The sequence below is a fragment of the Ramlibacter humi genome, from assembly GCF_004681975.1.
Classification (GTDB): domain Bacteria; phylum Pseudomonadota; class Gammaproteobacteria; order Burkholderiales; family Burkholderiaceae_C; genus Ramlibacter; species Ramlibacter humi.
In genome coordinates, this window is record NZ_SMLK01000001.1 from 848,210 (window position 1) to 873,351 (window position 25,142).

Annotated in this window: 27 protein-coding genes, 1 tRNA gene and 1 pseudogene; 16 read left to right on the forward strand and 13 right to left on the reverse strand. The window is 70.5% G+C overall.

Annotated elements, in window-relative coordinates:
• Positions 1–2 precede the first annotated feature (2 nt).
• Together EZ216_RS03870 and EZ216_RS03875 are read left to right on the forward strand one after the other, a co-directional pair.
• Complete coding sequence (locus tag EZ216_RS03870) at positions 3–1,115, forward strand: phosphotransferase (RefSeq protein ID WP_135248244.1); 1,113 nt, start codon at positions 3–5, stop codon at positions 1,113–1,115.
• 23 nt (positions 1,116–1,138) lie between these two features.
• Positions 1,139–2,413: an acyl-CoA dehydrogenase family protein gene (locus EZ216_RS03875; RefSeq protein ID WP_135248245.1), complete on the forward strand. Its 1,275-nt coding sequence runs from the start codon at positions 1,139–1,141 to the stop codon at positions 2,411–2,413.
• A gap of 135 nt (positions 2,414–2,548) precedes the next feature.
• Here EZ216_RS03875 and EZ216_RS03880 read toward each other — a convergent pair whose 3' ends face one another.
• Positions 2,549–3,235: a hypothetical protein gene (locus EZ216_RS03880; RefSeq protein WP_167772820.1), complete on the reverse strand. Its 687-nt coding sequence runs from the start codon at positions 3,233–3,235 to the stop codon at positions 2,549–2,551.
• A gap of 62 nt (positions 3,236–3,297) precedes the next feature.
• Here EZ216_RS03880 and EZ216_RS03885 point away from each other — a divergent pair, with 62 nt between their 5' ends.
• Positions 3,298–3,990 (forward strand): glutathione S-transferase N-terminal domain-containing protein, encoded by a 693-nt coding sequence (locus EZ216_RS03885; RefSeq protein WP_135248246.1) that lies wholly within the window; start codon positions 3,298–3,300, stop codon positions 3,988–3,990.
• A 4-nt stretch (positions 3,991–3,994) separates the two neighbouring features.
• Here the strand turns inward: EZ216_RS03885 and EZ216_RS03890 are convergent, their stop codons facing one another.
• Complete coding sequence (locus EZ216_RS03890) at positions 3,995–4,855, reverse strand: response regulator transcription factor (protein ID WP_167772821.1); 861 nt, start codon at positions 4,853–4,855, stop codon at positions 3,995–3,997.
• Positions 4,856–5,065: 210 nt separating this feature from the next.
• On the opposite strand from EZ216_RS03890, the gene EZ216_RS21260 reads away from it, so the two are divergent.
• Positions 5,066–5,239: a hypothetical protein gene (locus EZ216_RS21260; RefSeq protein WP_167772822.1), complete on the forward strand. Its 174-nt coding sequence runs from the start codon at positions 5,066–5,068 to the stop codon at positions 5,237–5,239.
• Positions 5,240–5,243: 4 nt separating this feature from the next.
• Here EZ216_RS21260 and EZ216_RS03895 read toward each other — a convergent pair whose 3' ends face one another.
• The 4 genes from EZ216_RS03895 to EZ216_RS03910 form a co-directional block, all read right to left on the reverse strand.
• On the reverse strand, positions 5,244–5,435 hold the full coding sequence (locus EZ216_RS03895) for a hypothetical protein (protein ID WP_135248248.1): 192 nt from the start codon (positions 5,433–5,435) through the stop codon (positions 5,244–5,246).
• 128 nt (positions 5,436–5,563) lie between these two features.
• Positions 5,564–5,836 carry a hypothetical protein gene (locus tag EZ216_RS03900; RefSeq protein ID WP_135248249.1) on the reverse strand — a complete coding sequence of 91 codons (273 nt, stop codon included), beginning with the start codon at positions 5,834–5,836 and terminating at the stop codon, positions 5,564–5,566.
• Positions 5,837–5,932: 96 nt separating this feature from the next.
• Positions 5,933–6,298 carry a hypothetical protein gene (locus EZ216_RS03905; RefSeq protein ID WP_135248250.1) on the reverse strand — a complete coding sequence of 122 codons (366 nt, stop codon included), beginning with the start codon at positions 6,296–6,298 and terminating at the stop codon, positions 5,933–5,935.
• A gap of 67 nt (positions 6,299–6,365) precedes the next feature.
• Positions 6,366–6,442: transfer RNA gene (locus tag EZ216_RS03910), tRNA-Arg, on the reverse strand.
• Positions 6,443–6,545: 103 nt separating this feature from the next.
• Between EZ216_RS03910 and EZ216_RS03915 the strand changes: the two genes are divergently transcribed.
• Genes EZ216_RS03915 through EZ216_RS03925 form a run of 3 tightly spaced genes read left to right on the forward strand, consistent with a single transcriptional unit; the run spans position 6,546 to position 10,350 of the window.
• Complete coding sequence (locus EZ216_RS03915) at positions 6,546–8,087, forward strand: methyl-accepting chemotaxis protein (RefSeq protein WP_338050526.1); 1,542 nt, start codon at positions 6,546–6,548, stop codon at positions 8,085–8,087.
• 5 nt (positions 8,088–8,092) lie between these two features.
• A complete protein-coding gene (locus EZ216_RS03920) occupies positions 8,093–10,015 on the forward strand; it encodes a hybrid sensor histidine kinase/response regulator (RefSeq protein WP_135248252.1) in 1,923 nt (640 codons plus the stop codon).
• A 26-nt stretch (positions 10,016–10,041) separates the two neighbouring features.
• The gene (locus EZ216_RS03925; protein ID WP_167772823.1) at positions 10,042–10,350 is read left to right on the forward strand and encodes an Hpt domain-containing protein; all 309 of its coding nucleotides are present in this window, start codon (positions 10,042–10,044) and stop codon (positions 10,348–10,350) included.
• Between the two features lie 130 nt (positions 10,351–10,480).
• Here EZ216_RS03925 and EZ216_RS03930 read toward each other — a convergent pair whose 3' ends face one another.
• The gene (locus EZ216_RS03930) at positions 10,481–11,104 is read right to left on the reverse strand and encodes a response regulator (RefSeq protein ID WP_135248254.1); all 624 of its coding nucleotides are present in this window, start codon (positions 11,102–11,104) and stop codon (positions 10,481–10,483) included.
• Complete coding sequence (locus tag EZ216_RS03935; protein WP_167772824.1) at positions 11,101–12,249, reverse strand: hybrid sensor histidine kinase/response regulator; 1,149 nt, start codon at positions 12,247–12,249, stop codon at positions 11,101–11,103. The genes EZ216_RS03930 and EZ216_RS03935 overlap by 4 nt, the downstream gene beginning before the upstream one ends.
• A gap of 70 nt (positions 12,250–12,319) precedes the next feature.
• Here EZ216_RS03935 and EZ216_RS03940 point away from each other — a divergent pair, with 70 nt between their 5' ends.
• The 8 genes from EZ216_RS03940 to EZ216_RS03975 all read left to right on the forward strand — a co-directional run bounded on the left by EZ216_RS03940 (position 12,320) and on the right by EZ216_RS03975 (position 20,532).
• Entirely contained in the window at positions 12,320–12,712 is a 393-nt protein-coding gene (locus tag EZ216_RS03940) for a response regulator (protein WP_135248256.1), read from the forward strand.
• On the forward strand, positions 12,702–14,723 hold the full coding sequence (locus EZ216_RS03945; protein ID WP_135248257.1) for a chemotaxis protein CheA: 2,022 nt from the start codon (positions 12,702–12,704) through the stop codon (positions 14,721–14,723). Before EZ216_RS03940 ends, EZ216_RS03945 begins: the two co-directional genes overlap by 11 nt.
• A gap of 37 nt (positions 14,724–14,760) precedes the next feature.
• A complete protein-coding gene (locus EZ216_RS03950; RefSeq protein ID WP_135248258.1) occupies positions 14,761–15,273 on the forward strand; it encodes a chemotaxis protein CheW in 513 nt (170 codons plus the stop codon).
• A 1-nt stretch (position 15,274) separates the two neighbouring features.
• The gene (locus EZ216_RS03955) at positions 15,275–16,822 is read left to right on the forward strand and encodes a methyl-accepting chemotaxis protein (protein ID WP_135248259.1); all 1,548 of its coding nucleotides are present in this window, start codon (positions 15,275–15,277) and stop codon (positions 16,820–16,822) included.
• Positions 16,823–16,857: 35 nt separating this feature from the next.
• Positions 16,858–17,688 (forward strand): CheR family methyltransferase, encoded by an 831-nt coding sequence (locus EZ216_RS03960; protein ID WP_135248260.1) that lies wholly within the window; start codon positions 16,858–16,860, stop codon positions 17,686–17,688.
• Positions 17,688–18,329, forward strand: a complete 642-nt coding sequence (cheD, locus tag EZ216_RS03965; RefSeq protein ID WP_135248261.1) for a chemoreceptor glutamine deamidase CheD — start codon at positions 17,688–17,690, stop codon at positions 18,327–18,329. Before EZ216_RS03960 ends, cheD begins: the two co-directional genes overlap by 1 nt.
• Positions 18,326–19,399 carry a protein-glutamate methylesterase/protein-glutamine glutaminase gene (locus EZ216_RS03970; protein WP_135249111.1) on the forward strand — a complete coding sequence of 358 codons (1,074 nt, stop codon included), beginning with the start codon at positions 18,326–18,328 and terminating at the stop codon, positions 19,397–19,399. Before cheD ends, EZ216_RS03970 begins: the two co-directional genes overlap by 4 nt.
• A gap of 179 nt (positions 19,400–19,578) precedes the next feature.
• The gene (locus EZ216_RS03975) at positions 19,579–20,532 is read left to right on the forward strand and encodes a cation diffusion facilitator family transporter (protein ID WP_239024297.1); all 954 of its coding nucleotides are present in this window, start codon (positions 19,579–19,581) and stop codon (positions 20,530–20,532) included.
• Here EZ216_RS03975 and EZ216_RS03980 read toward each other — a convergent pair.
• Positions 20,492–21,115, reverse strand: a complete 624-nt coding sequence (locus tag EZ216_RS03980) for a LysE family translocator (RefSeq protein ID WP_135248263.1) — start codon at positions 21,113–21,115, stop codon at positions 20,492–20,494. The genes EZ216_RS03975 and EZ216_RS03980 overlap by 41 nt on opposite strands.
• Before the next feature lie 95 nt (positions 21,116–21,210).
• Here EZ216_RS03980 and EZ216_RS03985 point away from each other — a divergent pair.
• Positions 21,211–22,447: pseudogene (locus tag EZ216_RS03985) on the forward strand (YbfB/YjiJ family MFS transporter).
• A 12-nt stretch (positions 22,448–22,459) separates the two neighbouring features.
• Here the strand turns inward: EZ216_RS03985 and EZ216_RS03990 are convergent.
• From EZ216_RS03990 to EZ216_RS04005, 4 genes are all read right to left on the reverse strand, one after another.
• Entirely contained in the window at positions 22,460–22,789 is a 330-nt protein-coding gene (locus EZ216_RS03990; protein WP_135248264.1) for an AzlD domain-containing protein, read from the reverse strand.
• Positions 22,786–23,529: an AzlC family ABC transporter permease gene (locus EZ216_RS03995; RefSeq protein WP_239024265.1), complete on the reverse strand. Its 744-nt coding sequence runs from the start codon at positions 23,527–23,529 to the stop codon at positions 22,786–22,788. The genes EZ216_RS03990 and EZ216_RS03995 overlap by 4 nt, the downstream gene beginning before the upstream one ends.
• 123 nt (positions 23,530–23,652) lie before the next feature.
• Positions 23,653–23,805 (reverse strand): hypothetical protein, encoded by a 153-nt coding sequence (locus tag EZ216_RS21740; RefSeq protein WP_239024266.1) that lies wholly within the window; start codon positions 23,803–23,805, stop codon positions 23,653–23,655.
• Positions 23,806–23,828: 23 nt separating this feature from the next.
• Positions 23,829–24,983: a chromate transporter gene (locus tag EZ216_RS04005; protein WP_135248265.1), complete on the reverse strand. Its 1,155-nt coding sequence runs from the start codon at positions 24,981–24,983 to the stop codon at positions 23,829–23,831.
• Positions 24,984–25,142: the final 159 nt, after the last annotated feature.

Here is a 25,142-nt window from a genome sequence, read left to right on the forward strand (position 1 = left end):
GCATGAGCGAACAACACAACTACGACCACTTCGTCGGCACGCGTGCCGTGTCCGGCAAGCATGCCTTCGACGTGCCCGCGCTCACCGCGTGGCTGGAGAAGAACCTCGAGGGCTTCCGGGGCCCGCTGCAGGTCAGCATGTTCAAGGGCGGCCAGTCCAACCCGACGTACAAGCTCGAAACGCCTTCGCGCAGCTACGTCATGCGTGCCAAGCCCGGCCCGGTGGCCAGGCTGCTGCCTTCGGCGCACGCCGTCGAGCGCGAGTACGCGGTGATGACGGGCCTGGCCGGCACCGACGTGCCGGTGCCGAAGATGTACTGCCTGTGCGAGGACGAGTCGGTCATCGGCCGCGCGTTCTACGTCATGGAGTTCATGCAGGGCCGCGTGCTGTGGGACCAGGCGCTGCCGGACATGACCAACGCCCAGCGCGGCGAGATCTACGGCGAGCTCAATCGCGTCATCGCCGCCCTGCACACGGTGAAGTTCGCCGAGCGCGGCCTGGCCGGCTACGGCAAGCCCGGCAACTACTTCGAGCGCCAGATCGGCCGCTGGAGCAAGCAGTACAAGGCATCGGCCGACGGCGCCGGCCCCATGAGCCAACCCATCCCCGAGATGGAAAAGCTGGTGGACTGGCTGCCCGCGCACATCCCGGCGGCGGCGCGCGACGAGGGCAAGGTGTCCATCGTGCACGGCGACTACCGCCTGGACAACGTGATGTTCCACCCCACCGAGCCGCGCATCATCGCGGTGCTGGACTGGGAACTGTCCACGCTGGGCCATCCGCTGGCGGACTTCAGCTACCACTGCATGGCCTGGCACATCCCGCACGCCATGTCGCGCGGCATCGGCGGTCTCGACCTGCAGGCACTGGGCATCCCCAGCGAGGACGAATACATCCGCCGCTACTGCGACCGCACGGGCCTGTCCACCGTCGCCGACCTGAAGGCCGACTGGAATTTCTACATGGCCTACAACATGTTCCGCATCGCCGCCATCCTGCAGGGCATCGCCAAGCGGGTGGAGATGGGCACCGCGTCCAGCGCCAGCGCCGCCGCCAGCGGCAAGGGCGCGCGCCCCATGGCCGAACTCGCCTGGGCCTTCGCGCAGAAGGCCTGAACCGAACACTCCCGGAGAAAGCAATGGATTTCGAATACTCCGCCAAGACCAAGGAACTGCAGCAGCGCCTGCTGAAGTTCATGGACGACCACATCTACCCCAGCGAGAAGACCTACGACGAGCAGCAGGACGCCAACACGCGCGCCGGCAACCGCTGGAAGCCGCTGCCCGTGATCGAGGAGCTGAAGGTCAAGGCGCGCAAGGCCGGCCTGTGGAACCTGTTCCTGCCGGTGGACAGCGCGCACGCCTCAGGCTACGAAGGCGCGGGCCTCACCAATCAGGAATACGCGCCGCTGGCCGAGATCATGGGCCGCGTGCCATGGTCGCCCGAGGCGTTCAACTGCTCGGCGCCCGACACCGGCAACATGGAAACGCTGGCGCGCTACGGCTCCGACGAGATCAAGTCCCGCTGGCTCAAGCCCCTGCTGGAAGGCGAGATCCGCTCGGCCTTCGCGATGACCGAGCCGGAAGTCGCTTCATCCGACGCCACCAACATCGCCACCCGCATCGAGCGCCAGGGCGACCACTACGTCGTCAACGGCCACAAGTGGTGGATCTCCGGCGCCGGCGACCCGCGCTGCGCGGTGTTCATCACCATGGGCAAGACCGACCCCGAGGCGCCCAAGCACTCGCAGCAGAGCATGATCGTCGTGCCCGCCGACACGCCCGGCATCCGCATCGTGCGGCCGCTCAACGTGATGGGCTACGACGACGCGCCGCACGGCCACATGGAGATGTACTTCGAGAACGTGAAGGTGCCGGCCGGCAACATCCTGCTGGGCGAAGGCCGCGGTTTCGAGATCGCCCAGGGCCGCCTCGGCCCGGGCCGCATCCACCACTGCATGCGCCTCATCGGCCTGGCCGAGCGTTCGCTGGAACTGATGTGCCGCCGCGCGCTGTCGCGGGTGGCCTTCGGCAAGAGCGTGGCGCAGCAGACCGTCACGCAGGAACGCATCGCCGAAGCGCGCTGCAAGATCGACATGGCGCGCCTACTCACGCTGAAAGCCGCCTGGATGATGGACGTGGCCGGCAACAAGGTGGCGCGCACCGAGATCGCGATGATCAAGGTCGTGGCCCCCAACATGGCCTGCCAGGTCATCGACTGGGCCATGCAGGTGCACGGCGGCGGCGGCATGAGCGACGACTTCCCGCTGGCCAGCGCCTACGCCCACGCCCGCACGCTGCGTTTCGCCGACGGCCCGGACGAAGTGCACCGCAATGCCATCGCCAAGTGGGAACTCGGCAAGTACGGCAGCTACGGCCGCAACGCGGAAGCCGCGGTCACGCGCGGGGGCTGAAGTTCAATTCGGGGTCCGCAGCGCAGAGATCGCAGAGTGAACGCAGAGATCGCAGAGAACACCTTCTGAAGGTTTCTTTCTTCCTCTGCGCGCTCTGCGCTTGCTCCGCGTTCTCTGCGTTGCGGACCCCGCATCTCAAGACGCCCGGAAAGCCCCCAGCGCCGTTTCGCACGCGGCGTTGAACACCTGCACCGCGTGCTGCAGCGTGGGCATGTGCAGCGGCCCCTGCTGCATGCGCAGGTAGGCCTTGCCGCGCAGGAGCATCAGCATGAAAGGCACCTCGGCGCCCGGTGCGGGAGCGGGCCATTCCATCAGCTGGCGCGCCAGGTTGGGGTCGAGCCAGGCTTGCGCATGCTCGCGGTCGTCGGCCACCAGCGCGTAGCGGCTCCAGAACACGCGCGACATGGTTTCCCAGCCCACCTCCTGGTACATGGCCAGGATGCGCATCTCTTCGGGCAGGTTGGGGTCGACGCTGGTCTGCAGCGTGTCGGTGTACAGGGCGTAGGCCTGCTTCTCCAGCGCTTCCTTCAGCGGCCGGCTCATCAGCACGACCAGCACGTCCGGATTGACGCCCAGTTCGGCGCGGGCACGCAGCTCTTCGCCCTTGATGTACTTGCGGCTGGCGCGGCCCCATTCCAGCTTCCACGGCTTGCCGCCCACCTTGCCGTCCACCGAGAAGCCGCTGGCCGCCGGCGTGTACGACAGGCCCTGCGCCGAGGCCCATTGCGACACCGGCGAGAAGGCCGACGCGCCGGGCTGCGCCGGCGGTGCTCCTGCGGTGGCTGCTTCGCGCGAAAAGGCCTTCTTCAGTCGGTCAAACATGGATGGGTGGATTCCCCTACATTCGCGCCATTATCGAAGCAAACACCATCGGGAGACTGAGCATGATCGACGTTTTCAGCTGGCCCACGCCCAACGGACACAAGGTCCACATCATGCTCGAGGAATGCGGCCTCGAGTACCGGGCCCTCCCCGTGAACATCGGCGCGGGCGACCAGTTCAAGCCGGAGTTCCTGGCCGTCAGCCCGAACAACAAGATTCCGGCCATCACCGATCCCGAAGGGCCGGACGGGCGTCCGTTTTCGCTGTTCGAGTCGGGCGCCATCCTCGTGTACCTGGCCGGCAAGACCGGCAGGTTCCTGCCCGGTCCCGACCGCACGCGCTACGAGGTGCTGCAGTGGGTGATGTTCCAGATGGGCGGCGTCGGCCCGATGCTGGGGCAGAACCACCACTTCCGGCAGTACGCGCCTACGAGCCTGCCCTACGCCATCGACCGCTACACCAACGAAGCGAGGCGGCTGTACGGCGTGATCGACCGGCGGCTGGCGATGAGCAAGTGGCTGGGCTGCGGCGAATACTCCATCGCCGACATCGCCACCTGGCCGTGGCTTCGCAACTGGAAGAACCAGGGCATCGAGCTGTCCGACTACCCGCACCTCGAAAAGTGGTTCCACGCGATCGAGGAGCGGCCCGCGGTGCAGCGCGGCGTCAAGGTGCTGGCCGACCTGCGCAAGCCGCTGCAGGACGACAAGGCGCGCGAGATCCTCTTCGGCAAGACCCAGTACGAGCGCCGCTGACCGCTCACGCGGCCAGGCGCAGCCCCATCGTGCTCATCGCCCAGTTGTCGTTGCGCTGCTCGCCGCGCGAATTGCCGGCGGCTGGCTGCTGCGCCACGGCGGCGTCCAGGCCGCAGGCGGCGCGTACCGCCTTGGTCAGGTCTTCGGCGTCGAAAGGCTTGGTCACGTAGCCGTCCGCGCCGCCCGACAGCGCGTCGATCACCGCTTCGCGGCTGCTGCGGCCCGTCAGCATCACGATCGGCACGTTGCACAGGCGCGGATGCGCGCGCAGCTTGCGCAGCACGTGGAACCCATCCACGTCGGGCAGCGTGCCGTCCAGCAGCACGATGTCCGGCCGCTCGGGGCGGTTCATCTGCGCCACGATGCCGGCGCGGTCGGCCGCCAGGCGCACCTCGAAGCCGTCCAGCGCCAGGAAGCACTCGATGAACTTCGACAGCACCGGATCGTCTTCCACCACCACCGCGATCAGGCCCCCTGCCCGCGCGGGCGGCGGCTGGCGGCGCCGCCGCACCAGGCTGACCGCGAAGCCATCGGCGGACGAACGCACGGTGCCGGGGCGCGACAGCTGCGGCGTCAGGCGAAGCAGCTGCTCGTCGAACGAGATCGCCATCGGGTCGGCGGCCTTGGGCGCCGCCAGCCCGCGGCGCACCAGCGTGGCCAGCGCCGATTCGAAAGCCGCGGCGCCGGCCGCGGCCATCGCGCCTTTCAGCGTGGAGATCGCCTGGGTCCCATCCAGGCGCACGAGCAGTTCGAGCGCGACGCCGTCCAGGTCGGTCACGCGCCCGCGCAGTTCCTGCTGGCCGGCGGCGGTGGCGGAGTAGATCGGGTCGGCGGTCGAGAAGACCGGTTGGGGGTTCTGGGTCATGGTGATCCTGCCGGGCATTCGGGGCCCTCGAAAGCGATCATCGGCACCGCACGGCACGGCACGAGGGGTTTTTGTCGCCTGCGGCCTTAGGAAAATGGCTTACGCCGCCCGTGATTCGCGGCCCATTCCTACAGCCGAGCCACGCGGCCTGCCGCACATTCCATGTGCGTTTGGATGGGCAAGGCCATGGATCGAATCGAAGCAACCGGGATGAAGGATGAGCAGCTGCGCGTGCTGGCGAGGATCGCCGCGCTGGAGCGCCTGCGTGACCAGGCCGTGGCCGGCGACCGTCCGGCCATGCTGCACTCCGTGGAGCACCTGCTCAAGGGCGAGCGGCAACTGCTGCGTTCGATCGGCGCGGCCTCCGCGGCACAAGCCGCCTGAAGCCTCAACCCTTCTTCTTGTCGTCGCTGGGCGCCGCGGGCGCCTCGTACCACTCCCAGTCCCGTTCCAGTTCACGCAGCGACTGAAGCGCGCTGGCCGACCCGCGCCCCGAGCGTTCGCGGCGCGGGGCCGGGCGTCGCCGGTCCGTCGCCAGGATCGGCTTGCGTTGGGGATCCGGGTCGTCGGGCCTGTCCACTCAGTCTGTTCTCCAGGGCGCAGCTTGCGGGAGCCGCCGCCGCCCGCCCGTCGTCATCGAAGGCGCGTCACGGTGGGAACGCATCCGTGCGGTCCGTAGGACGGGGAAGACTCAGCTTCTTCCGCGCCCTACTCGCCGCCCAGGGCGCCGGGCACGCTGGTGCGCACCTCTTCTTCACTCGGGGCGCGCAGCCGCTTGGCTTCGGCGTAGACCGCTTCCAGCGCCTGGAAGGCTTCCTGCCGCGCCACGGCCGCTTCCGTCTCCATCATCAGGTTCGGCAAGGCGCCCGTGCCCGAGACGTAGCGCGCGAACGCCTCCACCGCCGTCTTTTCGGCCACGCACGCGCGGGCATCGGCCGTGCGCCAGTGCCTCATCGCCCGCTGGAACCGGGTCACGCTCATGCAGTCCTCCTCGCTCACCCGCGATTCTGGCGCGCGCGACCCGGAAGCCATGCAGCCGATTTCCTAGGCAGTGGCTTCGGCGCCACGCGGCCGCGCTCAGGCTGCGTGCGCTTCGCTCGCCAGCCAGGCTTCCGCCGTGTGCAGGTCGGAGAACATGCGCAGGCGAAAGCCCGCCTGGTTGGCCGCGCTTTCGGTGGTGCTGCGATCGCGGGCCACCACCGCTGCGACGCGGTCCAGCCCGTCCAGCGCGGTGGCCACGTAGCGGCCGATCCGCGCGAACTCATCCTGCGTCAGCTGCGGATCCACCGCCAGCAGGTCGGCCAGGACGCATCGGTACGACTTCGCGTTGGCCAAGCGGGCCGCGACGTCCACCAGCGCCGCGAGATCGCAGAACTCCGCGGGTCCGCTGCCCACCACGAGCAGCCAGGGCCCGCCATGTTTCACTGCGATGTTGAAGAGCATTCTTGTTTTCGCCCACAGGCTGCGGCCTTCGATGATCGCCGAAAGCCTGGCGCGGAATGGCGGTCCTTGGCCTGCCCGGAGGGACTCGAACCCCCGACCTGCTGCTTAGAAGGCAGCTGCTCTATCCAGTTGAGCTACGGGCAGTGCGCGAGCCGGATTGTCTCATCCGGCAACGCCGCGGATAAGCGGGGCGTTGCCCCCCTTTATCGCCTCAGTGGCGATGCGCACGGCGGCGGAAACTGCCACGGTGACCCCTCATCCGACCTTCCCGGCCGCGTCTGCGCGCTTTCTCCTCTCCCCGGCGCTGCGCATGCTGCGCGCCATCGCCCTCCCCGCCAAGCTGGCCCTGCTGGGTGCTTTGTTCGCGGGCGGCGCGGCCGCCCTCGCCTTCGGCCTGCTGGCCCGGGGCACGCCGGCCGCGGTCCTGTTCACGCTCGGCGGGCTGGCGCTGCTGGCCTGGGCCTGGCTGGCCGTCGCCTTCTGCATCGGCTTCATCGGCGGCCTGCGCGCGCTGGTCGCCCGCATGGACGACGTCGCGCAGGGCCGGCTGCTGGCCATGGTGCCGCCGGCCGGCCGCGACGAGATCGCGCAGCTCGGCCAGACGCTGGCGCGCATGACCACCGGCCTTTCCGCCGTCGTCTGCGAAGTCCGCAGCAACGCGGCGCTGGTGGAGGAAGCCGGCCGCCGCCTGGCCGCGGACTGCGAAGCCCTGTCCGGCCGCACCGAACGCCAGGCCGCCAACGTGCAGGAGACCAGCGCTGGCATCCGCCAGCTGGCCGGCACGGTGGACACCAACGCGCAGAACGCTTCGCTGGCCGACGCCGAATCGGGCCGGGTGCGCGGCCTCGCCGAAGGCGGCGGCCGCTCCATGCAGGAAGCGATGCACAAGGTGCGCGCCATCCAGCAGGACGCGCACCGCATGGGCGAGATGGTCTCGGTCATCGACCACATCTCGTTCCAGACCAACCTGCTGGCGCTGAACGCGGCCGTCGAGGCGGCCCGCGCCGGCGAACAGGGCCGCGGCTTCGCCGTCGTCGCCGCCGAGGTGCGCCGCCTGGCCACCCGCAGCGCCGAGGAAGCCGGCCGCATCCGCGAACTGATCGGGTCGTCCACGCGCGGCGTGGACCAGGGCGCGCAGGTGATCGGCGGGGCCGGCCAGGGCATGGCGCAGGTGCTGGAAGGCGTGCGCGAAGTCGCCGCGCGCATGTCCAGCATCTCGGCCGCCAGCCGCGAGCAGAGCCAGGGCCTGGCCGAACTGGCGCAGGCCATCGAACAGCTGGACGGCATCACGCGCGAAAACGCCGGCATGGTGGAGGAAACCTCCCGCCACGCGCTCTCGCTGAAGGGCCGCTCGGCCGCGCTGTCGTCCGCCGTGGCGCACTTCACCCTGCCGCAAGGCACGGCCGGCGAGGCGCTGGCCCTGGTGGAAAGCGCGCGTGCCGCCGCGCAAGGCCGCGGCGCCGACGAATTCGCCCGCCTCATCACCGACCCCCGGCAGCCTTTCCACGACCGCGACATGTACGTCTTCGCGCTGGACGCGCAGGGCTGCTATCGCGCCTTCGGCGGCAACCCCGGCAAGGTGGGCTCGCGCGTGCAGGACCTGCCGGGCGTGCGCGGCGCGCATCTGCTGGACGCCATCGTCGCCCAAGCCGAGCGCGAGCCGGGCTGGGTCGAGTACGACATCCAGAACCCGGTGACGGGCATCGTGCAGCGCAAGATGTCCTACGTGCTCAAGCTGGGTGCGCTCTACCTTGGCTGCGGCGTGTACCAGCGCCTGGCCAACGCCTGATCACGATGCCCGCGGTACGCCGCCTGCAGGACCGCCGCCCGCGCTTCGGCCCGGCGGTCGACGCCTTGCGTGAACTGCTGGAGCTGACGGCCGACTGGGTGTGGGAAGCCGACGCCAACCTGCGCATGACGCTGGTGCGCTGCTCGCCCGGCTACGCCGACCAGGGCCAGCTGCCGCCGGTGCGGCGCGCGTGCTGGGACGGACTGGATTCCGAGCAGGAGCGGGCCCGCTGCACCCTGCGCGCCGCGATGGAAGCGCGCCAGCCGCTGCAAGGCATCGAGGTCGTTCGCCTGGATTCGCAGGGCCGCCCGCGCCACCTGCGCGTGAGCGGCCGCCCCATCTTCGGCCGCAACGGCCGCTTCGAGGGCTACCGCGGCGTGGGCCAGGAGATCACCTCGCACAAGCAGGCCGAGCAGGCGCTCAACGCCAGCGAATCGCAGCTGGCCGCGGTGATCGACACGTCGGTGGACGCCATCATCACCGTCGACGCCGAAGGCCGCATCGTCCTGTTCAACCGCGGCGCGGGCGCCATGTTCGGCTGCAGCCGCATGGAAGCGCTGGGCCGCACGCTGCACGACTGGCTGCCGCAGGCGGCCGGCTTCATCGCCACCGCCCACGCGCGCGCCGCCATCACGCCGGCCGAACTCGTGCGCGGCCTCGCACTGCAAGCCCGCCGCACCGACGGGACGGGCTTTCCGGCCGAGGCTTCGCTCTCGCGCATCGTGCTGGGCGGCAACGCCCTCTATTGCCTGACGGTGCGCGACCTCACCCAGCCGCTGCAGGCCGAACAGGCCCGCCAGTCGCTGGAGCTGCAGCTGCGCCAGTCGCAGAAGATGGAAGCGCTGGGCACGCTGGCCGGCGGCATCGCGCACGACTTCAACAACATCGTCGCCGCCATCATGGGCAACGCCCGGCTGGCGCGCGACCACTGCGACGCCGGGTCACCCGCGCGCCCCTTCATCAGCGAGATCGCCAGCGCCGGCGTGCGCGCGCGCGACCTGGTGCAGCGCATCCTCTCGTTCAGCCGCAACCAGCCGGCCGTGTTCACCTGCCAGGCGCTGCAGCCGCTGGTGCGCGAAGGCGTGCAGCTGCTGCGCGCGATGCTGCCTTCGGGCATCCAGGTGGTGTGCGACGTTCCCGACGAAGACCTGCTGGTCTGCGCCGACCCCACGCAGGTCAGCCAGGTGCTGATGAACCTGGGCACCAACGCCTGGCAGGCCATCGGCCGCCAGGGGCGCATCACGGTGAGCCTGGCGCGCGAGGGGCGCGAAGCCTGCCTGTGCGTCGCCGACAACGGCTGCGGCATGGACGCGGGCACGGTCGAACGCATCTTCGAGCCCTTTTTCACCACCAAGGCGAAAGGCGAAGGCACCGGCCTGGGGCTGCCGGTGGTGCACGGCATCGTGAGTTCGCACGGCGGCCGCATCACGGTGGACAGCCAGCCCGGCGAAGGCACGGTGTTCCGCATCTGGCTGCCGATGGCGCAAGAGAGCGCCGCCCGGGCCCAGCCCGCGCCGCCGCCGCTGCCGGCCGCGGTGGACGCCACCGAGCGCCGCGGCCGCGGCGAGCACGTGCTGTACCTGGACGACTATCCCGCGATGGTGCTGATGGTGACGGCCGTGCTGGAAGGCCGCGGCTACCGCGTCACCGGTTTCGACGACCCGCTGCGCGCGCTGGAATGGCTGCGCGAGCACGCCGGCGAGACCGACCTCGTCGTCTCCGACTACAACATGCCCGGCTGCTCGGGCCTGGAACTGGCGCAGCAGCTGCGCCACCTGCGACCGGAGCTGCCGCTGGTGCTGGCGTCCGGCTACATCACCGACGAACTGCGCCAGGGCGCCGCCGAGCTGGGCGTGCGCAGCCTCTTCGACAAGCCCCGCGGCGTCGAGGAGCTGTGCGACCTGGTCGGCGAAGTCCTGCAAGGATGAAAGACACGATGCCCGGATGCGAAGGCATGCTCAAGCTGCTGGCCCTGCTGCCGGCCCCCACGCGCGCGCAGATGGTCGCGATGTACCGCGAGACGCTGACTTCGCAGCTGCGCTCGCTGCAGACGGCGTTCGAGGGGTTCCCGGGCGAGGAACTCGCGCCGCTGGTCCACAAGCTCGCGGGATCGGCGGCGATGATGCAGGATCCGGACCTGTCGGTGCCGGCGCGCGCGATGGAACGGGCGCTGCGGTCGGGCGATGGCGAGACGGCAGCGTCGCATTGGCCGGAAGTCCGTGCGGCGGCGGCGCGGACGCTGGTGGCGCTCGAGCCGTTCTGACGGCACCCTCACCCTGACCTGTCATCCCGGCGAACGCCGGGATCCATCCGCCGTCATCGGTGAAGCGCGGGCGTTGGTTTCCGGCGATGGATGGCGGGTCAAGCCCGCCATGACAACGCGTGGAGCCGGTTCACGCCAGGCCGTGCCGCTTCGCGTAATGCGCCAGCTCCGCATTGCCGGCCATCTTCATCTTCTCCAGCAACCTCGCGCGGTACACCGCCGCCGCCCTGGGCTCCACGCCCAGGCGCTGCGCACACTCCGCCAGCTCCAGCCCCTGCGCCAGCAGCACCAGCAGCAACCGCTCCCGCGGCGAAAGATGGTCGTGCGGCGCACCGCCGGACGAAGAGGTCGCACCCGCGATCAGCCTGGCGATCTGCGACGAAACCCAGCGCTCGCCACGGCTCACGGTCTCGATCGCCTCCACCAGCTGGCGCGTATCCGCCGACTTGGTCACGTAGCCATCCGCACCCGCTTCCAGCGAACGCATCGCGTACGGGTCTTCCGGGTACATGGACAGCACCAGCGTGCGCGGCCTCTTCGGCCGCGCGGCCAGCTTCGTGAGGATGTCCAGCCCCGACGGACCCGGCAGCTGGATGTCCAGCACGAGCACGTCGCACGGCGTCACGGCCAGCAGCGGCTCCAGCTCGTCCCACGACCCGGCTTCGCCCGCGATCGCGACGCCTTCGTCCCCCAGCGCGTCACGCAGGCCGCGGCGGATCAGCGCGTGGTCGTCGGTCAGCACCACCGAAGTCATGCGGCCACCTCCGCGGGCGCGCGCGGCAGCCACAGCATCAACGTGGTGCGGCCGCCGCCGCTGCCGATCTCCATGCCTCCGCCGGCGGCGCGCGCCCGTTCGGCCAGGCCGCGCAAGCCCAGCGACCCGGGCTTCAGCAGCGCCGAAGCATCCAGCCCGCGCCCGTCGTCGCTGACTTCCAGCGACACGACGGCTGCGCCGTGATGCAGGTGCACCTCCACGCTGCGCGCGGCGGCGTGCTTGGCGATGTTGGTCAAGGCTTCCTGGCAGGTGCGGTACACCGCCAGCGCGGCGGCTTCGTGCACTTCGCGCTTGGCGCCGCTGGCTTCGAAGCGAACGTCGGCGCCGTGGCGCTCGCGGTACTGGCGCACCTGCCATTCCAGCGCGGCGGCCAGGCCGGCGTCCAGGCTGGGCGGCCGCAGGTTCTGCTGGATGCGCTGGGCGGCGGTCGACGCTTCGGTCAGCGCCGAGTGCGCGCGTTCCAGCCGCGGCAGCGCGCCGGGCGCCAGGTGGCGGCGCAGGCCTTCGATGTCGAAGCGCACCGCCGTCAGCGTGCCGCCGATGTCGTCGTGGATCTCGCGCGCGATGGCCGCGCGCTCCTCGTCCAGCATGGACTGCAGGCGCTGCGACAGGTTGGCCAGCTGCTGCTGCGACAGCTGCAGCAGGCGCTCGGCCTCGGCCTTGTCGCGGCGGGCCTGGGCGGCCGCCAGCGCGTTGCGCACGGCCGTGCCCAGGCGCGCGAGGCGGCCCTTGATCAGGTAGTCGTCGGCGCCGGCGCGCATGGCGTCCACGGCGGTCTCCTCGCCGATGACGCCGGAAACGATGATGAAAGGCGGCGGCGCGGGCAGCGCCCGCACGATGGCCAGCGCCTCGCCGCTGGAAAAGCCCGGCAGCTCGTGATCGGAGATCACCAGGTCCCAGCGCTCGCGGGCCAGCGCGGCGGACAGCTCCCCGCCCGTCTCCACGCGCACGCCGGTGGCGCCCACGCCCTGCATGGCCAGCGTGGCCAGCAGCAGTTCGTAGTCCAGCGGCGAATCCTCGATGACCAACAGGCGCACTTTTTCCTCCGGGACCGTGGAAGTTACCGGCGGCGCGCCACGCAAGCCGCGCGAAAAGGCGGCCTTGTGCGCCGCTTTCCGGGCCATCAAGGCAGCGCCGTCCGCCGAAGAATCCTCCGCATCCGGGCGAGTGCGCCCGCGAAAAGGAGTTCTCCCCATGACCCGGGTCCTGGCCGTCGACGATTCGGCCTCCATGCGACAGATGCTGGCGTACACGCTGCGCACCGGCGGCTACGAAGTGATCGAAGCCGCCGACGGCGCCGAGGCGCTGGAACGCCTCGAGGGCGCCGGCGTCGACCTCGTCATCACCGACCAGAACATGCCGCGCCTGGACGGACTGGCGCTGACGCGTGCGCTGCGCGCGCAGGAGCGCTGGCGGAAGGTGCCGGTGCTGATCCTCACCACCGAAAGCGGCGACGCCATCAAGAGCGAAGGCCGCGCGGCCGGCGCCACCGGCTGGCTGCAGAAGCCCTTCGAACCGCAGCGCCTGCTGGACACGCTGGCGCGCGTCGTGCCCCAACCCACCCACGGAGCCGGCCATGGCCGCTGATTTCGACCTCGCCCAATTCCATGGCGTCTTCTTCGAGGAAGCCGCCGACAACCTGGACAATTTCGAGCAGCTGCTGGTCGACCTGGACGTGGCCGCCCCGTCCGACGAGACGCTGAACGCCATCTTCCGCTGCGCCCATTCCGTCAAGGGCGGCGCCGCCACCTTCGGCTTCTCCGACGTGGCCGACGTGACGCACGCGATGGAAACGCTGCTGGACGGCCTGCGCCGCCATGAGCAGCAGCCCACCACCGCGATGGTGGACACGCTGTTGCAGTCCGGCGACGTGCTGCGCGCCCTGCTGGCCCGCCACCAGCAAGGCGGCGGCGATGCGCCCGACACCGCGGCGCTGCTGGCCGCGCTGCAAGCCCACATCGGCGGCGACGCGCACCATGCCGCCGCGCCCGCGCCTGCTCCCGCCCCCGTCGTGGCCGCCGCGCCCGTCCCGGCCCCCGCGGGCCAGCGCGACCTGGAACTGTCCGCCGGCCCGCTGGACTCGTCTTCCGTGGCCGACGACCTGGTCGAGCTGTTCGCCGAAGTGAACGTCGGCGGCCAGCTGGAGCGCGTCGATGCCCTGCCCGGCCAGGACGAAAAGACGCAACGCTTCCGCCTGCGCACCACGGCGAGCGATGCCGACCTGCTGGACCTTTGCAGCTTCCACCTCTCGCGCGACCGCATCCGCATCGCGCCGTGGCCCGCTGAAGCGGCGCCCGCCGTGATCGCTCCCGCGCCCGTGGCCGCTCCGGTCGCGGCTGCTCCCGTACCGGCTGCCGCGCGCAAGCCCGCGGCGACCACCGAAACGCTGCGCGTCTCGCTCGACAAGGTCGACCAGCTGATCAACCTGATGGGCGAGCTGGTCATCACTCAGGCCATGCTGGCCCAGCGCACCTCGCGCCTGGAAGGCGCCACGCGCCAGCAGCTGGCCGGTGGCCTGTCGGACCTGGAGCGCACCACGCGCGACCTGCAGGAAGCCGTGATGTCGATCCGCATGATCCCGATGGGCGACGTCTTCAACCGCTTCCCGCGCATGCTGCGCGACCTGGCCGGCCGCCTGGGCAAGCAGCTGGAACTGCGCACCGTGGGCGAGTCCACCGAGCTGGACAAGGGCCTGATCGAGAAGATCACCGACCCGCTGACCCACCTGGTGCGCAACTCGGTGGACCACGGCATCGAGCTGCCCGCCGAGCGCATCGCCAAGGGCAAGCCGGCGCACGGCACGCTGACCCTGTCGGCCCGCCACGAAGGCGGCTGCATCGTCATCGAAGTCGACGACGACGGCCGCGGCCTGGACCGCGAAAAGCTGCTGGCCAAGGCGCGCCGCAACGGCATGCAGCTGCCCGACACCATGACCGACGCCGAGGTCTTCCAGCTGATCTTCGCGCCGGGCTTCTCCACCGCCGAAGCCGTGACCGACATCTCCGGCCGCGGCGTGGGCATGGACGTGGTCCGCCGCAACATCCTGGGCCTGGGCGGCAGCGTCGAACTGGATTCGGAACTGGGCGTGGGCACCTGCGTGCGCGTGCGCCTGCCGCTGACGCTGGCCATCATGGACGGCATGACGCTGGAAGCCGGCGGCGAGCTGTACATCCTGCCGCTGGCCGGCGTGGTCGAGTCGTTCCAGGCCCAGCGCGGCACGGTGCGCCAGATGCCCGAAGGCCCGCGCGTGGTGAAGGTGCGCGAAGAGTGGCTGCCGGTGGTGGCGCTGTCCGACTTCACCGGCGCGCCGCCGGTGGACGACAACGGCCAGCCCATGCTGGTGCTGGTGCAGGCGGAAGGCCGCCGCATCGCGCTGCAGGTGGGCCGCCTGGTCGGCCAGCAGCAGGTGGTGGTGAAGAACCTGGAGTCCAACTACCAGCGCGTCAAAGGCGTCTCGGGCGCCACCATCATGGGCGACGGCAGCGTCGCCCTGATCCTGGACGTGGGCCTGCTCGTGCGCGGCTGCCCTTCAGCATCTTCCCTATCCAGTTCCGCCGCCGCCTTCCGACAACAGGAAGAAGCGGCCGTCCCGGCCTGACTTCCACCTCCACCTTCACCCAACGACCCGTACCGACATGGACATGATCAAAGAGGGCGAACACATCGCCCGCCAGGAAGCCGCCCGCAGCATCGCCGCTCCCCACGCCGGCGAGTACCTCACGTTCCGCCTCGGCACCGAGGAATACGGCGTGGACATCCAGAAGGTGCAGGAAATCCGCTCCTACGAGCATCCCACCCGCATCCCCGGCGCGCCGCACTACGTCAAGGGCGTGGTCAACCTGCGCGGCGTGATCGTCCCCATCGTCGACCTGCGCGTGAAACTGGGCTGCGACGAGGTCGCCTACAACCCCTTCACCGTCGTCATCGTGATGGCCGTGAACAACCGCGTGGTCGGCGCCGTGGTGGACGCCGTGTCCGACGTGCTGGACCTGCAGGCCGAGACCATCAAGCCGCCGCCGGAACTGGCCGACGCGCAGGCCGCCGACTTCGTCACCGCCATCGCCAGCGTGTCCGATCGCATGATCATGCTGGTGGACATGGTGTGCCTGCTGGGCGCCGCCCTCGGCTCCATCCCCGGGCAGGCATGACATGAAGATGAAGCTGCGCACGCGCCTCGCCGGGGCCTTCGCCGCCCTGCTGGCCCTGCAAGTGCTGGTCGCCGGCATCGCCGTCGCGCAGCTGGTCTCGCTCGACTCGATGGACGAGCGGGAAGACTCGCTCAGGCAGCGCCGCGACGACGTCAACGAGTGGACATCGCTCACGCGCCTGAACGTGTCGCGCGCCGTGTCCGTCGCCAAGTCCGGCAGCCATGCCGGCCTGGCGCAATGGACGGACGGCGAGATGAAGCAGACCTCCGCCGCCATCGGCGCGCTGCAGAAGAAGCTGGAGGCGGGCTTCACCTCGCGCGAGGAAAAAACCCGGATGGAAGCCGTCGCGACGGCGCGCAAGGCCTACGTGGACCTGCGCGCCGGGCTGCTCAAGCGCATGGCGGTGCCTGCCGAGGCCGCCGCGGCGCAAGCCGATGTCGACGCGAGATTGCTGCCCGCGTCGCGCGCCTACCTGGCCAGCCTGGCCGACGTGGGCAAGCTGGTGGACGGACAGCTGCAAGCCGTCTACGCCGAACGCGCGGCCATCCACGGCCGTGCGATGAAGCTGCTGCCCACGCTGGCCGGCCTCGCCTTGCTGCTGGGCGCCGCGATGGCCTGGCTGGTGGCGCGCAGCATCACCGTTCCCCTGGGCCAGGCGCAGGGCGTCGCCCGCCGCATCGCCAGCGGTGACCTCACCGAACCCGTACCCGCCGGCCGCCGCGACGAAGTGGGCGACCTGCTGGCCGCGCTGGCCGCCATGCAGGACAACCTGCGCGGCATGGTCGGCGGCATCCGCGCCGGCACCGAGAGCCTGGGTGTGGCCACGTCGCAGATCGCCAGCGGCAACCAGGACCTGAGCTCGCGCACCGAGCGCGCTGCCGGCAACCTGCAGCAGACCGCCGCCACGCTGTCGACCCTGAGCGAGGCCATGACCTCCGCGGCCGGCAACGCCGGCGACGCGCGCCGGCTGGCCGACGAGGCCGCGCACGTCGCGCACCGCGGCGGCGAAGTGGTGGCCAAAGTCGTGCGCACCATGGCCGACATCGACGCCAGCTCGGGCCGCATCGGCGAGATCACCTCCGTCATCGACGGCATCGCCTTCCAGACCAACCTGCTGGCGCTGAACGCGGCGGTGGAAGCCGCCCGCGCCGGCGAGCAAGGCCGCGGCTTCGCCGTCGTGGCCGCCGAAGTGCGCGGCCTGGCCGGCCGCTGCGCCGAAGCGGCGCGCGAGATCCGCGGCCTGATCGACGCCAGCAGCGCCCGCGTGGCCGACGGCTCGCGCCTGGTGGGCGACGCCGGCCAGACGATGCAGCACATCGAGAAGAGCGTGCAGCAGGTCACCCGCGCCATCGGCGGCCTCTCCGAAGCCGCGCAAGGCCAGGCCGGCGGCATCGGCGAAGTGAACCAGGCCGTGACGCAGCTGGACCAGATCACGCAGCAGAACGCCGCGCTGGTGGAAGAAGCCGCCGCCGCCGCGCAAAGCCTGAAGGACCAGGCTGTGTCGCTGGCGCGCCTGGTGGGCGGCTTCCGCGTGCCGCACGCCGCCTGACGGCACCCATCCACACGCAGTTCCGTGGAGCTACCATGACCGCCGCCGCCCTCGCCTATCCCGGCACGTCTTCGCAGGACGTGGCTTTCGACGCCGCCGATTTCCAGCGCGTGCGCGCGCTGATCCGGACCAAGGCCGGCATCGACCTGCACCCCGGCAAGCAGAACATGGTGTACGGCCGCCTGTCGCGGCGCCTGCGCGAGACGCGCCACGGCAGCTTCCGCGACTACCTGGACGCGCTGGAACGCACGGGCGGCGACGAGTGGCAGGAGTTCATCAACTGCCTGACGACCAACCTCACCTCGTTCTTCCGCGAGCCGCACCACTTCGAGCTGCTGGCGGCGGAACTGAAGAAGACGCCGGCCACCGCGCGCCGCATCTGGTCGTGCGCCGCGTCCACCGGCGAGGAGCCGTACAGCATCGCCATGACGGCCGCCGAATCGGGCGCCAGCGTGAAGATCGACGCCAGCGACATCGACACCCGCGTGCTGGCCCAGGCCCGCGCCGGCGTGTACGCGATGGAGAACGTCTCGTCGCTGGGCGCCGAACGCCTGCGCTGCTTCTTCCAGCGCGGCACCGGGGCGCACGAAGGCAAGGCGCGCGTGAAAGCCGAGCTGCGCGAGCGCGTGTCGTTCCGGGCCTTCAACCTCCTCGCTTCCGGCTGGGACGCGCGCGACTACGACGCCGTGTTCTGCCGCAACGTGATGATCTATTTCGACCGCCCGACCCAGCGCCAGGTGCTGGAGCGCCTGCACGGCGCGCTGCGCCCGGGCGGCCTGCTCTACGCCGGCCATTCGGAGAACTTCTCCGAGCACCGCGACCTGTTCGTCCTCACCGGCAAGACGGTGTACCGGCGGGCCGGCTGATGGCCGAGGCCGCACTGCAGGATTCGCCGGCCCAGGCGATCGCCAGGCTGCGCGCGCGCACGCCGCGCGAGCACGAGGCTTCGTTCTTCTTCTGGGACGGCAACTTCGGCTGCGCGTCGGTGAAGGTGCTGCCGGGCGAGTTCTACGCCGGCACCGAGGAGCTCGCCGTCACCACCACGCTGGGCAGCTGCGTGGCCGCCTGCCTGCACGACGCCGGCGCGGGCCTGGGCGGCATGAACCACTTCATGCTGCCCGACGCGGGCGATGCCGCCGCGGGCGGGCGCTTCGGCGCCTTCGCGATGGAACTGCTGATCAACGAGCTGCTCAAGCGCGGCGCGCGCCGCTCCGCCCTGCAGGCCAAGATCTTCGGCGGCGGCTCGGTGATGAAAAGCCTGGCCGGCACGCTGATCGGCGAGAAGAACGTGGCCTTCGTCAAGGATTACCTCTCGCGCGAGCGCATCCCCGTCATGGGCAGCGACGTGCTGGACGTGTTCCCGCGCAAGGTCTGCATGTTCCCCAGGAGCGGCAAGGTGCTGTGCCGGCGGCTGCCCGCCGCGCAGGCCACGGAAGCCGAAGTGCAGGAGGCGCGCTACCGCGCCGAGATCGGGCGCCAGCGCGGCGGTGCCGTGGAGCTGTTCTGATGAATCCGATCCGCGTCGTCGTCGTCGACGATTCCGCCCTGGTGCGCAGCGTGCTCACCGAGCTGATCAACCGCAGCCCCGACCTGAAAGTCATCGGCAGCGCGGCCGACCCCTACGAAGCGCGCGAGAAGATCCGCGAGCTGGACCCCGACGTCATCACGCTGGACGTGGAGATGCCGCGCATGGACGGCCTGGCCTTCCTCGAGCGGATGATGCGGCTGCGGCCCACGCCCGCCGTGATGGTCTCCACCCTCACCGAGCGCGGCGCCGCCACCACGCTGCGCGCGCTGGAACTGGGCGCGGTGGACTTCGTCGCCAAGCCCACCGCCAACGTGCGCAATGGCTTGTCGGCGCTGGCCGCCGAACTGACCGGCAAGCTGCGCGCCGCCGCGCAAGCGCGCGTCAAGCGCGCCGCGATGCCACCCGCCGCCGTGCCCGCCGTCTCCGTGCCGAAGCCATCGGCCACCGGCCAGGCGCATGACCACCTGATCGCCATCGGCGCCAGCACCGGCGGCACCGAGGCCATCCGCGAGATCCTGTGCAAGCTGCCGGCGGAGACGCCCGGCATCGTGATCACCCAGCACATGCCGCCCGGCTTCACCGCCAGCTTCGCGGCGCGGCTGGACAGCCTGTGCGCGCTGCGCGTGAAGGAAGCCGCCGACGGCGACCGCGTGCTGCAGGGCCACGTGTACATCGCGCCGGGCGGCAAGCACATGGTCATCGAGCGGCACGCCATGGGCGGCTACGTCTGCCGCATCACCGACACCGAAGCGGTGAACCGGCACAAGCCTTCGGTGGAAGTGATGTTCCAGTCCGTCGCGCGCGTGGCCGGCAAGCGCGCCACCGGCGTCATGCTCACCGGCATGGGCGCCGACGGCGCCAAGGCCATGCGCGAGATGCGCGACCGCGGCGCGTACAACTTCGTGCAGGACGAAGCCAGCTGCGTGGTGTTCGGCATGCCGAAGGAAGCCATCGCGGCGGGCGCGGCGAGCGAAGTGGCGCCGCTGGGCCAGATCGCGTCGAAACTCGTGCAGCGCACGGGTGCGGTCCGCGGCCATCCCTCTTCGTGAGTTTTTCCAGGGCTTGACCTTTTTTCTCCTGCAGGGTTTCAAATGCCGCCTGAAGGAGAACGACATTGGCCCACGAGCATCGACACGCCCCGGACTCCGGGCATCGCCATGACGGCGGGCACGGCCATGGCGGCTCCCACGCCGGCCATGACCACACGGCGGGCGCCAACGAGAAGTCCCTGAAGATCGCGCTGGGCCTGACGTTCGCCTTCCTGCTGGTGGAGCTGGCCGGCGGCATCGTCACGCAAAGCCTGGCGCTCATCTCCGACGCCGCCCACATGCTCACGGACGTCGCCGCCCTGGCCATCGCCCTGGTGGCCATCCGTGTCGGCAGGCGCGCGGTGGATGCGCGCCGGACGTTCGGCTACGCGCGGTTCGAGATCCTGGCCGCGGCGTTCAACGCGCTGCTTCTCTTCGGCGCGGCCGTGTTCATCGTGTACGAGGCGTACCGGCGCCTGAAGCAGCCGCCGGACCTGGAGCCCGCCGGCATGCTGGCGATCGCCATCATCGGGCTGCTGGTGAACGTCGCCGCGATGAAGGTCCTGGCCTCGGGCCGCGACGAGAGCCTGAACGTGAAGGGAGCCTACCTGGAAGTCTGGAGCGACATGCTCGGCTCCCTGGGGGTCATTCTCGGCGCCGTGATCATCAAGGTCACCGGATACGACTGGGTCGACTCGGTGGTGGCCGTCCTCATCGGCCTCTGGGTGCTGCCGAGGACGTGGTCGCTGCTGAGGTCCAGCGTGAACATCCTCCTCGAGGGGGTCCCCGAGGACGTGGACCTGGAAGCCGTGCGCGACACCCTGCTTGCCGTCCCGGGTGTCCGCAGCATCCATGACCTGCACATCTGGGCCCTCACCAGCGGCAAGGTGAGCCTGACGGTTCACGTGGTCAACGATGAAACCGTCGGCGCGGAAAAGAGCATCCTCCCCGAGATCCGCAGGCAGCTCGCCGGCCGGTTCGGCATCACGCACGTCACGGTCCAGTGCGAGCACGAGCCTTGCCACCAGTCCGACGAGGACACGGCGGAACACTTCAGGACGGCGGAGCAGGTGTTCCGCACGGATGCCGGCTGGCGGCCGAAGATCCGGCCCGCTACCGATGCGCCGCCAGAAGCACCCCGCCGGCGCCGATGAAGAACCCGCCGGTCGCCTTGTTCAGCCTCTGCGCGCCTTTGCGGCTGGTGATGACGCGCCGCAGCTGGCGGCCGCCGAGGCCGTACACCAGCGACGACACGAACTCCGCCGCCAGGTAGGTGGCGCCCAGCACCAGGAACTGGTGTGCGGCCGGCTGCGCCGCATCGATGAACTGCGGAAAGATCGCGGCGAACAGCAGGACGGCCTTGGGATTGCTGATGCCCAGCAGGAATTCCTGCAGCACCAGGCTGCGCATGGGGCGCACCGGCGCCGCGGCCGCTTCGGCCTGCTCGTCGAGGCCCAGGCTGTCCTTGCTGCGCCAGGCGCGCAGGCCCAGCCAGAAGAGGTAGACCGCGCCGATCCACTTCAGGACGTTGAACGCCGTCTCGGACGCCAGCAGCATCGCGCCCAGGCCGATGGCGGAGATGGCGAGGAAGATCGCGAAGGCGACCACGCGCCCGATCGTGCCGACCAAGGCCGCGACCACACCCTGGCGGATGCCGTTGTTCAGCGCGCAGAAGTTGTTCGGCCCCGGCGCCAGCGCCATCAGCACCGCGACGGGAAAGAAGAGCAAGGGATCCATGGTCCAGGCTTCCGTGTGAGCGGCCATCTTAGTCCGGCGTCGCATGGCGCTTGCTCATGCGAACCCGGCAACACGCATGCGACACTCGCACCGGCATGACCCACACCCGGCCGCTGAATCCGCTTTCCATCGCACTCGCCGGCCTCGTCTCCCTCGGTGTCGCGATGGGCATCGGCCGCTTCGCGTTCACTCCGCTGCTCCCGATGATGCTGGCCGAACGCTCGGTCGACCTCACGGGCGCCAGCCTGCTCGCCAGCGCGAACTACCTGGGCTACCTGCTGGGCGCGGTGGCGTGCACGTTCCAGCCGTGGATCTGGCGGCATTTCGGCTGGGCGAGCGCGGTCAACGGGCCGAAGCTGGTGCGCGGCGGCCTGATCGCCACGGTGCTGCTCACGCTGGGCATGGCGCTGCACGTGCCGGGCGCCTGGGTGCTGCTGCGGTTCGCGGCGGGCGTGGCCAGTGCGGTGGTCTTCCTCTACACATCGGGCTTTTGCCTCGAGCAGCTGGCGCGCCGAGGCGTGCCCGCGATGGGCGCGCTGATCTACGTGGGTCCGGGGCTGGGCATCGTCGCTTCGGGGTTGGCCGCCACCCTGCTGGTGCAGATGCACGCGCCGGCCTCGATGGGCTGGCTCACGTTCGGGGTGCTGGCCGCGCTGCTGATGTCCGCGGTGTGGCGTGTCTTCGATTCGCGTCGCGGCATCGCCGCGCCGGCTGCGGGCCATGCGACCGCCGGACCCGCGGCGCCGTCCACGGACGCGGGCAACGGCGAGATGGCCCTGCTCACGGTGGCGTACGGCCTGGCGGGCATCGGCTACATCATCACGGCCACCTTCCTGCCCGTGATCGCGCGGCAGGCCCTGCCCGGCTCGCACTGGCTGGACCTGTTCTGGCCGCTGTTCGGCGTGGGCGTGATGCTGGGCGCCATCGGCGCTTCGCGGCTCAGCCCGCACGGCGACCTGCGGCTGCGCCTGGCGGCCTGCTACCTGGTGCAGGCGGTGGGCGTGGCGGCCAGCCTGGTCAGCCCCACGCTGGCCGGTTTCGCGGCGGGCAGCCTGCTGCTGGGGCTGCCCTTCACCGCCATCACCTTCTTCGCGATGCAGGAGGTGCGCCGCGTGCGGCCGCTGCAGGCCACCAGCTTCATGGGCCTGCTCACCGCCGCCTACGGCCTGGGGCCAGATCGCGGGGCCGCCGCTGGCCGCGTGGCTGGTGGCGCGCAGCGCCAGCGCGGCGCACGGGTTCGGCGTGTCGTTGTGGATCGCCGCCGGCCTGCTGCTGGCAGGCGCGTTGCTGTACGTCGCCATCGCGCGCCGGTATCCCGCGCCCGCGCGCTGAGCCCAGGCCGGGCTACCACCCCAACCCGAACCGCAACGCCAGCATCACGCCGGTGCCGCAGACGATGGTCCACAGCAGGCTGCGGCGCCACGCGTAGAACGCCAGCCCCGCCAGCGCGCCGAAGACGCGTGCGTCCTGCCAGGTGTGGATGAGGTGGCCCTGCGTCATCACCAGCTCGGGCGCCACCACCGCCGACAGCGCCGCGACGGGCGCGTAGTTCAGGCCTTCGCGCAGCCAGCGCGGCATCGGCAGCTCGCCCCTGGGCAGCAGGAAGAACGCGCGGCACACCAGCGTGACCATGGCCATGCCCAGCGTGGTGAAGAAGATCTCCCAGCCGCTCATGCTTCCCCCTCGCCGCGCAGTGACCGCGCATGCCGGGCCAGCACGCCGAAGGCGATGGCCGCCGCGATGGCCACCACGATGTTCAGGCGCAGCGGCAGCGCATACGCCGCAACGGCGGCGCAAGCGGCGACCAGCGCCGCCACGCTGGCGGAAGGACTGCGCAGCTGCGTGCACGTCAGCGCCAGCAGCGCCATCGTCCCGGCGAAGCCCAGGCCCCACGAAGGCGGGATGGCGTGGCCCGCGAAGATGCCGGTGACGATGGCCACCTGCCACGTGCCGTACGTGATGAACGATCCGCCGAGGAAGTAGTCCACATGGTCCTGTCCGTGCGCGGGCTTCGGGAAGCGGTGGATGAACAGAGCGAAGCTGGTGTCGCCCATGAGGTAGCTCAGCAGGATGCGGCGGCCGCGCGGCAAGTGCTCGAAGTACGGCCGGTAGTGGAAGCTGAAGGCCATGAACCGCAGGCACACGCACAGCGTCGTGGCCCACACCACCCAGATGGGCGCGTCGGCCGCGATCAGCGGCAGCGCCGCGATCTGCGCCGAGCCCGCGTACACCAGCAGCGACATCAGGACGGCCAGCGGCACGCCCATGTCGCTCTTGGCCATCGCCACGCCGGCAACCACGCCCCAGGCCACGATGCCCAGGGACATGGGCGCGGCGTCGAGCAAGCCTCGCCGGAACATGGGGCGGCGCACCATGGCGCCGAACTCCGCGCGAAACGCTGCGATGGTGGACATCAGAGACTGCTGCTCCCTCTTGCAGCAGGCATTGTCCGGCATCGATCACCGCGAAAGCCGGACTTTTTGCAGCGCCGGCGCGATCACGCCAACGCCGCAACGCGCGGCACGACTACGGAGGTTCTACTGCCGCGGCTGCATGGGGAACCCCGCCGGCTCCATCGCCTGCGCTTGCGCCGCGATGCTGCCGAAATACAGCTCGTGCAGCAGCATGGAATTGGTGGCGATCAGCTCCTCGCGCTTCAGGCCGTTCCAGGCGTAGCCGGGCGCGCCCACGGGGTCGAGCCGCGCCAGGTCGATCAGCCGCGCATGAGCGGATAGACGGCCAGCCCGATCAGCGCGGCGGCCAGCACGACCACCGGCTCCTGCACCTTCTTGAACCGCCAGAGCACCAGCGCCGTCGCCGCCGCGAGCGCCGCGGTGAACCAGTCGGTGATGGATCGCTGCGCGATGACGATCACCGCACCCGTGATGGCGCCGATGGCCGCCGCGGTGACGCCGTCGACGAAAGCCGCGATCGCAGGCCGCTTGCCGTGGCGCTTGAACCAGGGGGCGGGCAGGATCGTGAGCAAATAGCAGGGAAGGAAAGTCGCGGCGGCGGCCGCCACGGCGCCCCAGAAGCCGGCGACCAGGTAACCGATGAAGCCGGTGGTGATGACGACGGGCCCGGGCGTGATCATCGCCACCGCCACCGCATCGACGAACTGCCTGTCGGTCAGCCAGCCGTACTCCTTCACGACGCCGCCATAGAGGAACGGCACGATGGCCAGCCCGCTGCCGAAGACGAAGGTGCCCGCGTATGCGAAGTAGGCGCCGATCTGCGCGAGCCGGTGCCAGTCCACCGCCTGCAGCGAGAACGCTGCGGCCAGCGGCGCGGCGGCCGCCTGCATCGTGCCGGCCGAGCCGAACTTCGGTGGCGCCCGCACCAGCCACACCAGCACGCCCGCGCCGAGGAACAGCCAGAGTTCCTCGGACTGCGTGACAACCGTGGTCACGGCGCTGGCCAGGAAGATGGCCCACAGCAGCTTGTCGGTGCCGATGTTCTTGCTGGTGAGCTTCCAGGCGCTCATCGCGATGATGCCCACCACGCAGGCGCCGACGCCGTAGAAGACGGCTTGCATCCAGGCGAGGCCGCCGTACGTCCGGTACAGCGCTCCCAGCACGACCACCATGACGAACGACGGCAGCACGAAGGCGACGCCGGCCAGCGTGGCGCCGCGCACGCGGTAGTGCACGTAACCGAGGTAGATCGCCAGCTGCGCGGCCAGCGGGCCGGGCATCAGCTGGGCGATGACCATGCCCTCCTTGTAGTCGGACTCGGCGAGCCACTGCCGGCGCTCCACCAGGTCGCGGTACATGAAGCCGACCAGCGCCACCGGGCCGCCGAAGCCCCAGGTGCCCAGGCCGAGCATGTACTTCACCAGCTGCCAGAGCGTGTAAGGCGGCGCGTTCATGCGGCTGCTCCGGAGGGGTTCCGGTTGACGTGCGGCGAAACGGAGGTGGAAAAAGCGGGAATCAAGTGCGCTCCCAACTGGGCCGGGCCCATGATCAGGAGCAGAACTTGGAGGCGGGGCGCCTCTTGAAGGGCGGGGAGTCTGCTCGGGTCCCCGCGA